The sequence below is a fragment of the Uliginosibacterium sp. 31-16 genome, assembly GCF_030730865.1.
GTDB lineage: Bacteria > Pseudomonadota > Gammaproteobacteria > Burkholderiales > Rhodocyclaceae > Uliginosibacterium.
In genome coordinates this window covers 443,091-455,601 of sequence record NZ_JAVALZ010000001.1, presented here as the reverse complement: position 1 = coordinate 455,601, position 12,511 = coordinate 443,091, and the positions used below count along the sequence as shown (strand labels likewise).

The window sequence follows — 12,511 nt, the reverse complement described above, 5'->3', positions numbered from 1 at the left end:
GCTCTTTATGAATCAAACATTTAACGCGGATTTTGTCTGTCCGCACTATTAACAGTAGACGGACCCGTGGGTCCGTCTACTACCAGTTAGCCGGATTCACTCCATGGCATCACAGCGGGCCGTTACCTTCATTGACGTTCTTGGTTTTCGCGAAAAGCTATCCACGCTTCCGCTGGATACTTTGGCCGCAAATTACGAGTCAGCGATCGCGATGATTCGAGGGCTCAATCGCCCTCTGGTTTCATCTTCTGGCATGCCATCGCTATTCCCAACTGCCAAGCCAGAAGATCGATGGTGCATTCAGCATGTCTTCTCCGACTCAATCATGCTCTTTGCCCTCGATGAAAGTGACGAAAGCTTCTTGAAGCTTGTCGTCTATTCATGGAGGGTAGTTCAAGCGCTTCTCGCAACAGGTATGCATCCTCGCGGTGCTATCGCATTCGGCGAAATGCACGTAAACGAAACAGCCAATATATTTCTAGGGAAGGCTTTGGCAGAAGCGTATGAGCTAGAACAAATTCAGGATTGGGTTGGCGTCGCGCTTGCCCCTTCTGCCTGTGCCAGATATGCCGAAATCGTAGATGAGGTCGCGTCGCCGAAGAATGGGCAGCCCTCCTTCCTTGTTCGGCAAATGGTGTTGCTTAAGCGCACGGAGCAGAGCTTCCTCGGAAGGATACTGAAGTTGTTTCCCTTTACTCGCTACAAGAAGCAGTCACTTGTTGTTATCAATTGGCGCTGGAACCTTGTTGCGAAATACGGTTCTCGGTCTCTCTTGCCTCAGAGTTCGGTTCCGTCTGTGCGCCAAAAGACTGCGAACACCGTCGAATATCTGGAGCGTATTGTGGCGAGTGGTGCTCTCTATCCGATACAGCAGGAACAAGTGCCGGTGGAACTCCGTACTTTTTATATTGGGGATACCGAGCCGCCGTTTCCTCACGGTGATGCACTGTGATATCCATCCGGCTAACCCATCATTCCGCCGGACCTGCGCGAAAAGCCGTGCAGTCCGGTGAATTCAAACGTTGAATGATCGCTTTGCACGTTGCTAACTGATCGCTCAGGGTCGGAAGTGTTCTTTCTCCGATTGGCAGTGCCGCGCGTGATAAGGCATGCCAGGTAAGCGTCGCTACGAAAAAAGGCGGCCTCCGCAGAGGCCGCCTTCATCATGCCGATCGGCTTGAGCGTGATCAGAAGTGATATTCGGCGCGCAGCATCGGGGTCTTGGCGAACGCGCCTGCACCGGCCGCGCCATGGTGGTTGTTGCCGAACTTGTTCTTCCAGAACTGGTATTCGATGCCGACCTTGAGGGTGTTCTTGGCCAGACCGGTGATCTGTGCCACGTCGTACATGATCTGGGCGTCGATATTGGTTTCAGGCGCAGTGCTGTCACCAAATTCATTCTTGCCTTTGGCGGCGATGTAGTTGGCAAAGCCTTCGAAGGACAGGCCGACGACCGGACCCACGTTGAAGGGGATGCCCCAGGCCGCCGTCAGCATCGGATGCGGATCATAGGAATAGCGCGAGGTCTGCACGTTGGAGAACTTGCTGTACGGTGCATTGCTCTCCCAGAGTTCCAGCACGCTGACGTTCAGGAAGCCCGGCACATCGAACATGACGGTCGGACCCGCCACGACCATGCGTTTCTTGGAGTTGTAGCCGGCGTCGTTCTTGCTGTTGGCGTCGAAGCCGGCGGTGATGCCGTAGCTGCGGAACGGGCCCCAGCCGAGGTTCTTGCCCACGACCTTGGAGAGGTCCAGCGTGTGGCGATAGACCATGTAGATTTCCTGGGCGCCCGAGCTGCTGTCTGGCGCAGAGGGGTCCTTGCTGTCGGACAGCAGCAGATCAACATTCAGGAAGTTGGTGCCGTATTTGTAGCCACTGGAGTGTCCGAGATTGACGATGTTCTTGGTGATGTCGGATGCGCCGAAGGGCTCGGCGAAATCTCTGCCATAGCGGTAACCGATATAGGTGTCGCTCCAGTCTGCGGCTTGCACACCAGCACAGCCGAGGGCGAGAAGGAGGGCGCTGCCAAGTTGGGTGAGGCGGGGGTTCATTCGAGGCTCCTGATCATGAAATGGGACAGTCCTGCTCGGGCTGTTGGGGCCATCGTAAGTGAAGTTCCTCGTGCTGCCAGACATGCCCTTCATATGCGAAAAAGAATGCCTTTTCAGGGTGCGGAAAGGCTTGTTGCATGCCCCAGCATGGGTTTGCGCAGGTCGTGCAAGTTTTTGATTGAATTGACTTAATTTTGAGGGCCAGGACGCCTGGCTGGGGATGCACCGGCACAGTTCATGGGGCCGACGGATCATGTGCGAACAGTGAGTTTGCTTATATCAAAAGTGATAATGGCTGCAGACGTGGGTTGCTCCCGGGCGGGTCAGGAAGTCGAGGTGCTTGTGGCCGCCGAATGCATGTGAATGGCATCAGCCCGGCGTGCCTCCGATTATTGATCCGGCCCGGTTTTGTTTGAAGTCCGTTCGACCCGAGTGCGCCCGCAGGGCGTGTATCGAGGGTGGGGCCCACGCCTCGATACACCGGCCTGCGGCCGGCACTCGGCACGAACGGTTTTTAGGGTACAAAGTTCAAACTTCATCGGGCCGGATCAATAGTCTGCAGCCCAAATCCCTCCCGATCTCCCCTTGCCAAGGGAGGTACAACCCAAGTCGGACCGCTGCGGGCGCCCTTCCCAGTCAAGAAAAGGGGTGGGGAGGGGGCAATGGCAGGTAAAAAGCATGAACTGCCACCGGGTAATCGGGCTTGCTGGTCTGCCGGCGGGCTGGTGTCATCCCCGCCCAGAACGCGGCGTATGTGCGGACCGGACGCAGACTCAGCGCGGCAGGGTTTCAGCAGGAATGATGGCGACGGGCTCGAGCAGCGTTTCGTCGCAGTTGGGGGTGCTGCCGCTGCGGTCAAGGACGAGGAAGTCGCTCACGGTATCAAGCGCCAGCAAGGGGTGATGCCAGGTGCCGGGCGCGTAATTCACGCCTTGCTGCGGGCCTGCCAGGAAGCACCTGAGATCCTGTGCTCCGGGGGCGGCACCCGGCGGGGCAACGACGACCAGATAAGGCTGACCGGAGAGTGGCATGAAGGCCTGCGAGCCGAGCGGGTGACGTTCCATCATCCTGATGGTGAAAGGCAAGGCGCGCGGCTGGCCACGGAAGATGCTGACGATCAGTTGTCCATCCGGCCCGGCATCAAGCCGGGCGAGATCGTGATAGCGCTCGGTGTTGCCGCCATTGATGGGGAAATGGCGCACGGCTTCACTGGCCTCGATGACCTCGCCGAACGGAGCAAAGCTCTCGCATGTCAGTGCCTCGACGCGCAGATTGGTCATGTCGCCGCCTTGCCGAAGAGGCGCAGGCGGCTCACGCCGCCGTCCGGGAAAATGTTGAAGCGCACATGCGTGATCGGCCCCATGGCGATGCTCGCGAAGTGGTGTTCGGCATCCATGTGCAGCTTCTGCGGGGCGAGCAGTTCGGGCCAGAACATGCTCTGCGTGATCAGCGATTGTTCGGTGCCGCCAGACATGCGTGCGGCCTGCAGGGAGCAGCTGTCCGGGTAATTGCCCTTGAAGTGGGCGGTGTCGACTTCCACCCGTTCGATGAGGGCCGGTGCGGCCAGCGCGATGATGACCCAGTCGTTGCCGGGCTCGCGCCGGCGGCGGGTTTCCCAGCCGTCCCCCATGTTCGCGCCGCGCCCGGGCAGCAGCAGGCTGTTGGCCAGACCGAAATGTTCGTTGTTGGCGGCAACGATGCTGGCGCCATTGATGGCGGCAGCAAAATCCACCTCCGCCCCATGTCGGGAGAAATCCACGCTCGGGCGACCATACACGCGCAGGCGGGCAATGCCGCCGTCCGGGTAGATGGACAGGCGCACATGCGTCCACGCCTGGCTGTTGTCGATGGCGTGGTAGTGGCGGCTGTTGCCGGCGAGGGGCATGGCGGGTAGCAGCGGAGCCCATTCGCTGTCAGCGCCGGGAATGTCGGCCTCGCTGCAGCAGGCTTCCAGTGAGGCCCCGGGCGGGTAGTTGCCGGTGAAATGGCGGGTGTCGATCTCCACGCCGTAAATCTGCCCGGCGCGGGCCAGTTTGACGATGCACCAGTCGTTGCCGGGTCCGCGCTTGCGGCGCGATTCCCAGCCATCCATCCACTTGCCGTGCGTGTCGTACTTGCCGGGGATGAATACCGGTTCGGCCGGGTCGAGCATGCGCTGCATGTCGGCGAAGAAGTCGTCGCTGCAGGCCACGGTTGCCGCGCCCAGACGAGGGTCGGCCAGATTGGTGCTGCGGCGGGCGAAGGCCGGAGCATCCAGGTCGAGGGTGACAAGAGCCATGTCGGGATTCCTTTGAAGCAGTGCGTCAGTTGATGGCGCCAATGAAGTTTTGCAGTTCCGGGGTCTGAGGACTGGCAAACAGATCTTTTGGATGCCCGCTCTCATGCACGCGGCCCTGGTACATGAAGACCAGTTTATCGCCTACCTCGCGGGCGAAGCGCATCTCGTGGGTGACCATGATCAGGGTCATGCCTTCGCTGGCGAGTTGCTTCACCACAGCGAGTACTTCGTTGACCAGTTCCGGGTCCAGCGCCGAGGTGATCTCGTCGCACAGCAGCACTTTCGGCTGCATGGCCAGCGCACGGGCGATTGCCACGCGCTGCTGCTGGCCGCCGGAGAGCTGGTCCGGATAGGCGTCGAACTTCTCTGCCAGGCCCACCTTGGCGAGCATGGCGCGGGCAATTGTTTCGCACTCTGCCACCGGCGTTTTCTTGACGACCTGTGGGGCGAGCATCACGTTCTGCCCGGCGCTCAAATGTGGAAACAGGTTGAACTGCTGGAAGACCATGCCGACTTTCTGGCGAAGTGCGCGCAGGTCGGTCTGGCCTGCGTAGAGGCGCTCGCCGTCGACTTCGATGAGGCCATCATCAAAAGTTTCCAGCCCGTTGATCGAGCGCAGCAGGGTGCTCTTGCCCGAGCCGCTGCGGCCGATGATGGCCACCACCTGACCTTCGTCGATGCGCAGGTCGATGCCTTTGAGCACGTGGTTGGCGCCGAAGTGTTTATGCAGACCATCAATGCGCAGGAGCATGAAATTTCCTTTCCAGGTGCGCCGCGAAATGCGACAGCGGATAACACAGGATGAAATAGCCCAGGGCAACGAAGCCGAAGACCATGAAGGGCTGGAAGGTGGCGTTGGCGAGCATGGAGCCGGTCTTGGTCAGCTCGGCAAAGCCGATGATCGAGGTGACTGCGGTGCCCTTGACGATCTGCACGGAGAAGCCCACGGTGGGTGCCACCGCGATGCGCAGGGCCTGTGGCAGGATCACGTGGCGCATCTGTTCGAGCCAGGTCATGGCCAGGCTGGCCGAGGCTTCCCACTGGCCTTTCGGAATCGCCTCGACACAGCCGCGCCAGATCTCGGCGAGATAAGCACTGGAGAACAGCGTCAGACCCAGTGCGGCAGCCAGCCAGGGCGGCACATCCACGCCCAGCAGGGCGATGCCGAAGAACACCATGAAGAGCTGCATCAGCAGCGGCGTGCCCTGGAAGAACTCGATGTAGGCACGGGCTGCGCGCTGCAGCCAGACCTTTTTTGACATGCGCGCGGTGAGCAGCAGGAGGCCGGCGCTGCCGCCGAGCACAAAGGCGGTGAGGGATAGACCGATGGTCCATAGCGCACCGAAACCGAGGTTGCGCAGGATGTCCCAAGTCGAAAATTCGTTCATCACGCGGGCCTCCTCTTTACGACGAAGCGCTGGCCGATCTGGTTGAGCAGGGCGCGCACGCCGACGGACAGGGCCAGATAGATCAGGGCCACGACGATGTAGGTTTCGAACGCGCGGAAGTTGCGCGACTGGATGAAGTTGGCGGCGAAGGTCAGCTCCTCGGCGGCAATCTGCGAGCACACCGAGGTGCCGAGCATGACGATCACGATCTGGCTGGACAGCGCCGGCCACACTTTCTGCAAGGCCGGCTGGAGCACGACGTGGCGGAATATCTGGGTGCGCGTCATGGCCAGCGATCCCGCCGCCTCGATCTGACCGCGCGGGATGGCCTGGATGCCGGCGCGGATGATCTCGGTGGAATACGCGCCGAGGTTGATCACCACCGCAATGATGGCGGCCTGCCATTCGCCAAGGCGCAGGCCCAGTGCTGGCAGACCGAAGAAGATGAAGAACAGCTGGACGATGAAGGGCGTATTGCGGATCAGCTCCACGTACAGCCCGAACAGCTGGGCGAAGGGGCGGATGCGCCAGGCTCGCACGACTGCGCCGAGTGTGCCGAGGGTCACGCCCAGCACTGCGCCCAGTGCGGTGAGCATGAGCGTGTAGCCCACGCCGACGGCGAGCTGGGTGTGGTATTGAGCAACGGCAGTGAAGTCAAATGAGTAGGCCATCCTGGCGACTCTCCATCAGCAAAACAGAAGACCGTCGTTCCCGCGGCGGCGGGAACGACGCAGGGTGTTTACAGGTCTGCTGGCAGCGGGTTATGCAGCCACTTCACGGCGATCTGGTTCAGCGAGCCGTCCTTCTTGGCCTTGGCCAGGATCTCGTTGATGCGTGCAATCAGGGCTGTTTCTCCCTTGTTTACACCGACGAAACAGGGCGAGTTCTTGATCAGGAATTTCGGCGTCAGCGGGCGCAGCTTGGTGCGTTCGTTCAGCGCGGCGGCCACCACGTTGCCGGTCGCGGCCAGCTGGGTCTGGCCGGAGAGATAGGCCGAGAGGGTGGTGTTGTTGTCCTCGAAGCGCTTGATGGTAGCCGTGGTCGGCGCGATCTTGCTGAGTTCCAGATCTTCGACCGAGCCACGGGTCACGGCGATGGTCTTGCCTGCCAGATCTGCCGCACTGCTCACCTTGACATCGGCCGGGCCGAATACGCCATTGAAGAAGGGCGCGTACGCGTTGGTGAAGTCGATGACCTTTTCGCGGTCCGGATTCTTGCCCAGGCTGGAGATCACCAGATCGGCCTTGCCGGTGGTCAGGTAGGGGATGCGGTTGGTGGAAGAAACCGGGATCAGCTCCAGCTTGACGCCCATTTCCCTGGCGATCAGTGCGGCTGCGTCGATGTCGTAGCCGACCGGTTTCATGTCGGCGCCGATGGTGCCGAAAGGCGGGAAATCCTGCGGCACGGCGACCCGCAGCGTGCCGGCCTTCTTGATGCTGTCGAGGCCGTCAGCCAGTGCGGGCAGGTTGGCCAGCAGGCCAAGGGCGAGGGCCGAGGTGGAGAGGAAGCGGAGGACGGTGCGGCGGTTCATGGGGATGCTCCTTGTGGCGGGTGCCCGGTCAGGGCGTGGCGAAAGACAGGTCAATAAAGGAAAGGTTGGTGAAGGCAATGCCGATGCGCGCGGCGGCGTGGATCAGGTGCTGGCGCATGGCGGCATGGGCGGCGGCTGCGTCACCCGCGCAGATCGCGGCGAGCACGGCGTGATGTTCGTCGGCGGGAGCCCACACCCCGCCGGGGTCGGCGAAGGGCAGGCGCAGGCTGTAGGCAATCGGTTCTTCGAGCGAGCGGATGGCTGAACTGAGCAGCGGGTTGGCCGCGTAGTCGGCAATCGCCAGATGAAAGTCCAGATCGGCCTCCGAGGCGCCGACCAGATCCAGCGCGTGCAGCGCGGCATCCATGCGGGTCTGGATCGCCTGCAGGGCTTCGCGCCCCGCCGCGTCGGCGTGGCAGGCGGCCAATGCAGCGGCGGCAGGTTCGACGATGGCGCGAAACTGGAAAACATCCTGCGGTGACATGGCCAGCGGGCCCGGTGGCACATCGTTCGCTGTGCGGCCCTTGCCCGTCGTGACGAAGACGCCCTTGCCCGGCTGTGAGCGCAGCATGCCCAGCGCTTCCAGCGTCGACACGGCTTCGCGCAGGGCTGTGCGGCTGATGCCCAGGCTGGCGGCGAGATCCCGCTGGCCGGGCAGGGCGCTGCCGTCAGGGTAATGGCCTTCGTGGATCTGGCGCTGCAGGGTCTGCGCAGCAAAACTGGAGAGTCGGGTCACGGCTGGGGCTCTGGTCGAACTGGTCTGACCAGTTAATGCATGAGCTGTGCCAACCGCAGACCTGCTGCTCAAGGATGGCTGTAGAGCGAGTACTGGCGGGCTTCTTCGGGCTGCTTGCGATCGGCTTTGGAAGGGCCGGACGCGCCCGGCGGCATGCGCGCTGCACCATGCCTGCGCCTGGCGCACCGATTCAGGCTCACAGGATCGACAGTTAGGCTTTGCGGCAGTCGGCCATCACAGTGCTGTCATGTTCGCAGGTCAGGATGACGGGCCAGGTCACGCACGCGCGTGCCTCATGCATTCAAAAAACCCACAAACAGAGAGCCATTTCCATGACCCAGAATTTTGATCTGTCCCGTCGCCATAGCCTGAAATTCCTTGCTGGTTTGCCGCTGCTGCCTCTGGCAGGTGGTGCTGCCGGTCTGCTGAGTGCCTGTGGTGGCGGGGGCAGCAGCAGTGGCGGTAGCCCTGCGGCCGGCCCGGCGGCAGAAGCACCCAGCGTGACCGCTGTCGCCTTCACCGGCATGGCTGCCCCGAGTCTGGCCGTCGCCGCCGAGATGGCCACGACCCTGGTCAAATCCAGCATGGAAGTGACTTACAGCAACGGCAGCAAGCAGAGTTTCGCGCTGAAGTATCAGCCCTTCTTCGTAACAGGCGATCTGGTGCCGGATGGCAAAGGCGGTACGACCCTGGCCGGCGCTTATTACGACATCAACAACCAGCCGATCATCGACAAATCGGTGGCTGGCAAGGAGCGTCAGTTCTTCTCTGACAGCCCGGACGGTTCCTCGTTGCTGACCCTGGCTAACCCGACGGTGGCCGGCGTCAAGGGCAATACCGTGTTCGCGGTGGTGCAGTTTGAATACACCACGCGTGATCAGGCGCTGGTCTCGGCCTACGGTACGCTGCCTTCGCCGATCGCGGTGCTGACCCTCGATCAGGACCCGGCCACCGGCGCCCTGACGCTGGTGAAATATCACAACGTCGACACCTCTGGCGCACACGGCTTGTGGATCACCTGCGGCGCCAGCCTGTCGCCGTGGAATACGCATCTGTCGAGCGAGGAATACGAGCCGGACGCCCAGTTCATCGCCAGCAACACCATGTTCCAGGCCTATAGCAAAAATCTGTTCGGTGACGCGACGGCCGCCAATCCGTATCACTATGGCCACCTGCCGGAAGTAACGGTGAATCCGGACGGTACGGGCAGCATCAAGAAGCACTACTGCCTGGGGCGCATCTCGCACGAGCTGATCCAGGTGATGCCGGACAACCGCACCGTGTTGATGGGCGACGACTACACCAACGGCGGTTTCTTCATGTTTGTTGCCGACACTGCCAAGGATCTGTCCGCAGGCACCCTGTACGTGGCCAAGGTCGGCGCCGGTTTCTCGGTCGATCCGACGGCTGCTGGCGCCGCGCTCACCTGGATCAATCTGGGCCATGCCACCAGCGCCGAGATCGAAGCGCTGGCCAATACACTCAAGCCGGCCGACATCCTCACCTCGGTCAAGGTTGATCCGGTCGACGCCAGCTATACCAAGATGTATCTGGACGGCGGCGCCCAGTGGGTCAAGCTCAAGCCGGGCATGGAGAAAGCCGCCGCGTTCCTTGAAACCCACCGCTATGCCAACCTGATGGGCGCGACCATGTCCTTCACCAAGATGGAAGGCACCACGGTCAACATCAAGGACAAGATTGCCTACTCCGCGCTGCAGAACATCCAGTCGTCGATGATCAAGGGCAATGCCGCCAACAACGCCGCCACGGGGATCGCTCTGGACAAGGCCATCGTCGCCGGCGGCATCATGGCGCACACGCTTGCGGGCGGACAGCAGGATACGGCGGGGACCGCGATCAACAGCGAATGGGTGCCGGCGCAGACCCGCTGCCTGATGGTGGGGGAAGACATTGCCGCCGACGCGCTGGGCAATACGGCCAATCCGGACAAGATCGCCAATCCGGACAACCTCAAGTTCTCCGAGAAGTTGCGCACCCTGTTCATCGGCGAAGACAGCGGCCAGCACGTCAACAACTTCCTGTGGGCCTACAACATTGATACCAAGGCGCTGTCGCGCATCATGTCGATGCCGTCCGGTGGTGAGGCGACCGGGCTGCACGCGGTGGACAGCATCAATGGCTGGACCTACATCATGAGCAACTTCCAGCATCCGGGCGACTGGGGCTCGATCCACGGCACGGTGAAGACCACGCTGGACCCGCTGGTGCGCGCCAACTACAAGGATCGTTTTGGCGCCGCCATCGGCTACCTGACCGGCATGCCGGCCAAGCTCTGATCCGGCAGAAGGCGAAAACAGCCCGGTGCACCTTGGGTGCGCCGGGCTGTTTGCATTGAAAAACGGGTAGGCCTGAAGACCCGCATGGGGTGTGCCTCTTCCGGCAGGCTTGCTGTAGAGGCAGGTGTGGTGAAGCTCTTCAGGCAGCCTTGCTGCAGAGGCAGGCGGGGCGCGGCTCTCCAGACAGGGCTCTGGAGTGAGCTGACGAGGGTCAGTGCGCCTGTGCCGTGCCGCCGGGCAGGTGCAGGTGGCTGCCGAGCCAGCTGCGCAAGGGGGCCAGGAAAGCTGACAAGGCGGTGCGTTGCGGGGCTTCCAGCTGGAGTCGGGAACCGGGGTTTTCGGCGCGCAGGAGAAGCCAGCCGCTTTCTTCCACCAGGCAGGTGTCGCCAGCGCACAGATGACGGGTGATACGCAAGGGCAGGGTACCCACCCACATGATGGTCTGGCTGATTTCCATGCGGCCCTCAATGCATATGATGCGGGTCTGCCGGCAGGCATGGATCGATTGACTCATGCCGCGGTCCAGCTGAATTTCGCGGGCGATGGGGGCTGTTTTTCGAGTGGTGCTGCGCATGATCTGCTCCTGTTTGTTCCTTGACTGAATCCTAGGCGTCCGGGAACCGGGACGGCAGGCACAGGGGGCTGTTTTGTGAAGCAGATCAGAAGTGTCGAGAATGATCTGTTATGGTTACAGAACGCGCTTTCTGTATCTGTTCTGTTTGCGCCGGAAAGGAGCAGCATTGCTCATGGATGCCAACAACCCCTCCTTGCTCTACCTCCAGCTTGCCGGCCACTATCTCGGCGCCATCGAATCGGGTGCGCTGTCACCGGGGGACCGCATGCCCTCGGTGCGTTCGCTGACCAAACTGCATCAGGTCAGCCTGAGCACGGTGCTGCAGGCCTGCCGTCACCTTGAAGAGAAAGGCTGGCTGGAGGCGCGGGCGCGCTCCGGCTATTACGTCTGCCGGCCGCGTCGTCTGGCCCTGCAGCCCAGCAGCGAGCCCGCTTTGCCGGCCCGCATCGATGCCGCGCAATTTCTCGGCATTCACGAACGCGTGTCGGACTTTCTCGCCCGCTGTGAGCAGCACTCCCTGCGCCTGAATCTGGCCCAGGCCTTCGGCTCGCCGGATGCCTACCCTGCGGCGGCGCTGAAGAATGCCGCGACGCGGGCGCTACGCCTGCATCCTGACGTGCTGGTCAACCCCACGCCCTGGCATGGAGAGCAGGGTTTCCGCACGGTGCTGGCGCGGCGCGCGCTGGAGAGCGGCATGCGTCTCACGGCCGACGACATCGTGGTCACCCACGGCTGTACCGAGGCGATGAACCTCGCGCTGCGTGCGGTCACGCAATCTGGCGACACGGTGGCGGTCGAGTCGCCGTGCTACTTCGGCCTGCTGCAGATCATCCAGAGTCTCGGCTTGCGCAGCATCGAGATCCCCACCAGTCCGCAGACCGGGATGTCGGTCGAGGCCCTCGAACTGGCGCTGCAGACCCAGTCGATCAAGGCCGTGGTGGTGATTCCGAACTTTCAGAATCCGCTCGGCAGCGTGATGCCGGATGCGAAGAAGGCCGCCATGGCGGCGCTGTGCGCGCAGTATGGCGTGGCCCTGATCGAGGACGATACTTATGCTGCGCTGGGCGACGAGGATCAGACCCTGCGGGCGCTCAAATCCTGGGATGAGGAGGGGGGCGTGATCCACTGTGCCTCGCTGCACAAGACGCTGGCCCCGGGCATGCGCCTGGGCTGGATCAGTGGCGGACGCTGGCATGCACGCGTGAAGATGCTCAAGTACGCGCAGAGCCGCCCCAACGATACTTTCCTGCAACTGACCGCCAGCGAGTTCATGGCCAGCCCGGCCTTCGACCGCCATCTGAACAGGCTGCGCCGTGTGCTGCGGGCGCGGCGTACTGCGGTGGCCGAGGCGATCGCCACGCATTTTCCGGAAGAAACCCGGCTTTCCATGCCTCAGGGCGGCATGCTGCTGTGGGTGCAACTGCCGGTGCTGCGAGATCCGCGTGCGGTCTTTGATACTGCCTTGCGCGAAGGTATCCGCTTTGCTCCGGGCTGGATCTTCAGCAACTCTGATCGCTACGACAACTACCTGCGCATCAACTGCGGCATCCCCTTCACTCCCGAGGTGGAGGCGGCGATCCGCCGGCTGGCGGTGATCGTGGAGGAAGGGCGGGCTTGATCGCCATGTAGCCCGGATGCAGTCCTTCGACACGC

12 protein-coding genes are annotated in these 12,511 nt (G+C 62.1%); 3 read left to right on the top strand and 9 right to left on the bottom strand.

The window, feature by feature from the left end:
* The first annotated feature begins 103 nt into the window (after positions 1 to 103).
* Positions 104 to 952, top strand: a complete 849-nt coding sequence (locus tag Q9Q94_RS02180; RefSeq protein WP_305978376.1) for a hypothetical protein — start codon at positions 104 to 106, stop codon at positions 950 to 952.
* A gap of 235 nt (positions 953 to 1,187) precedes the next feature.
* On the opposite strand, the gene Q9Q94_RS02175 is transcribed toward Q9Q94_RS02180, so the two are convergent.
* The 8 genes from Q9Q94_RS02175 to Q9Q94_RS02140 form a co-directional block, all read right to left on the bottom strand.
* Positions 1,188 to 2,054 carry a hypothetical protein gene (locus Q9Q94_RS02175; RefSeq protein ID WP_305978375.1) on the bottom strand — a complete coding sequence of 289 codons (867 nt, stop codon included), beginning with the start codon at positions 2,052 to 2,054 and terminating at the stop codon, positions 1,188 to 1,190.
* A gap of 773 nt (positions 2,055 to 2,827) precedes the next feature.
* Entirely contained in the window at positions 2,828 to 3,334 is a 507-nt protein-coding gene (locus Q9Q94_RS02170) for an ureidoglycolate lyase (RefSeq protein WP_305978374.1), read from the bottom strand.
* On the bottom strand, positions 3,331 to 4,332 hold the full coding sequence (gene alc / locus Q9Q94_RS02165; protein WP_305978373.1) for an allantoicase: 1,002 nt from the start codon (positions 4,330 to 4,332) through the stop codon (positions 3,331 to 3,333). Before alc ends, Q9Q94_RS02170 begins: the two co-directional genes overlap by 4 nt.
* Before the next feature lie 25 nt (positions 4,333 to 4,357).
* Positions 4,358 to 5,083 carry an amino acid ABC transporter ATP-binding protein gene (locus Q9Q94_RS02160; RefSeq protein ID WP_305978372.1) on the bottom strand — a complete coding sequence of 242 codons (726 nt, stop codon included), beginning with the start codon at positions 5,081 to 5,083 and terminating at the stop codon, positions 4,358 to 4,360.
* The gene (locus tag Q9Q94_RS02155) at positions 5,067 to 5,720 is read right to left on the bottom strand and encodes an amino acid ABC transporter permease (RefSeq protein WP_305979467.1); all 654 of its coding nucleotides are present in this window, start codon (positions 5,718 to 5,720) and stop codon (positions 5,067 to 5,069) included. The genes Q9Q94_RS02160 and Q9Q94_RS02155 overlap by 17 nt, the downstream gene beginning before the upstream one ends.
* Entirely contained in the window at positions 5,720 to 6,391 is a 672-nt protein-coding gene (locus Q9Q94_RS02150; protein ID WP_305978371.1) for an amino acid ABC transporter permease, read from the bottom strand. The genes Q9Q94_RS02155 and Q9Q94_RS02150 overlap by 1 nt, the downstream gene beginning before the upstream one ends.
* A 68-nt stretch (positions 6,392 to 6,459) precedes the next feature.
* Positions 6,460 to 7,251, bottom strand: coding sequence for a transporter substrate-binding domain-containing protein (locus tag Q9Q94_RS02145; RefSeq protein WP_305978370.1), 792 nt, complete (start codon positions 7,249 to 7,251; stop codon positions 6,460 to 6,462).
* A 28-nt stretch (positions 7,252 to 7,279) separates the two neighbouring features.
* Entirely contained in the window at positions 7,280 to 7,987 is a 708-nt protein-coding gene (locus tag Q9Q94_RS02140; protein WP_305978369.1) for a FadR/GntR family transcriptional regulator, read from the bottom strand.
* Between the two features lie 332 nt (positions 7,988 to 8,319).
* Between Q9Q94_RS02140 and Q9Q94_RS02135 the strand changes: the two genes are divergently transcribed.
* Positions 8,320 to 10,284, top strand: coding sequence for a PhoX family phosphatase (locus tag Q9Q94_RS02135; protein ID WP_305978368.1), 1,965 nt, complete (start codon positions 8,320 to 8,322; stop codon positions 10,282 to 10,284).
* 211 nt (positions 10,285 to 10,495) lie between these two features.
* Here Q9Q94_RS02135 and Q9Q94_RS02130 read toward each other — a convergent pair whose 3' ends face one another.
* Positions 10,496 to 10,858 carry a hypothetical protein gene (locus tag Q9Q94_RS02130; RefSeq protein ID WP_305978367.1) on the bottom strand — a complete coding sequence of 121 codons (363 nt, stop codon included), beginning with the start codon at positions 10,856 to 10,858 and terminating at the stop codon, positions 10,496 to 10,498.
* A gap of 172 nt (positions 10,859 to 11,030) precedes the next feature.
* On the opposite strand from Q9Q94_RS02130, the gene Q9Q94_RS02125 reads away from it, so the two are divergent.
* The gene (locus tag Q9Q94_RS02125; protein WP_305978366.1) at positions 11,031 to 12,476 is read left to right on the top strand and encodes a PLP-dependent aminotransferase family protein; all 1,446 of its coding nucleotides are present in this window, start codon (positions 11,031 to 11,033) and stop codon (positions 12,474 to 12,476) included.
* Positions 12,477 to 12,511 lie beyond the last annotated feature (35 nt).

Excerpts from the sequence above, each read along its gene's own strand:
- Q9Q94_RS02180 (WP_305978376.1), top strand. The coding sequence starts at position 104 with ATGGCATCACAGCGGGCCGTTACCTTCATTGACGTTCTTGGTTTTCGC.
- Q9Q94_RS02175 (WP_305978375.1), bottom strand. The coding sequence starts at position 2,054 with ATGAACCCCCGCCTCACCCAACTTGGCAGCGCCCTCCTTCTCGCCCTC.
- Q9Q94_RS02170 (WP_305978374.1), bottom strand. The coding sequence starts at position 3,334 with ATGACCAATCTGCGCGTCGAGGCACTGACATGCGAGAGCTTTGCTCCG.
- alc (WP_305978373.1), bottom strand. The coding sequence starts at position 4,332 with ATGGCTCTTGTCACCCTCGACCTGGATGCTCCGGCCTTCGCCCGCCGC.
- Q9Q94_RS02160 (WP_305978372.1), bottom strand. The coding sequence starts at position 5,083 with ATGCTCCTGCGCATTGATGGTCTGCATAAACACTTCGGCGCCAACCAC.
- Q9Q94_RS02155 (WP_305979467.1), bottom strand. The coding sequence starts at position 5,720 with ATGAACGAATTTTCGACTTGGGACATCCTGCGCAACCTCGGTTTCGGT.
- Q9Q94_RS02150 (WP_305978371.1), bottom strand. The coding sequence starts at position 6,391 with ATGGCCTACTCATTTGACTTCACTGCCGTTGCTCAATACCACACCCAG.
- Q9Q94_RS02145 (WP_305978370.1), bottom strand. The coding sequence starts at position 7,251 with ATGAACCGCCGCACCGTCCTCCGCTTCCTCTCCACCTCGGCCCTCGCC.
- Q9Q94_RS02135 (WP_305978368.1), top strand. The coding sequence starts at position 8,320 with ATGACCCAGAATTTTGATCTGTCCCGTCGCCATAGCCTGAAATTCCTT.
- Q9Q94_RS02130 (WP_305978367.1), bottom strand. The coding sequence starts at position 10,858 with ATGCGCAGCACCACTCGAAAAACAGCCCCCATCGCCCGCGAAATTCAG.
- Q9Q94_RS02125 (WP_305978366.1), top strand. The coding sequence starts at position 11,031 with ATGGATGCCAACAACCCCTCCTTGCTCTACCTCCAGCTTGCCGGCCAC.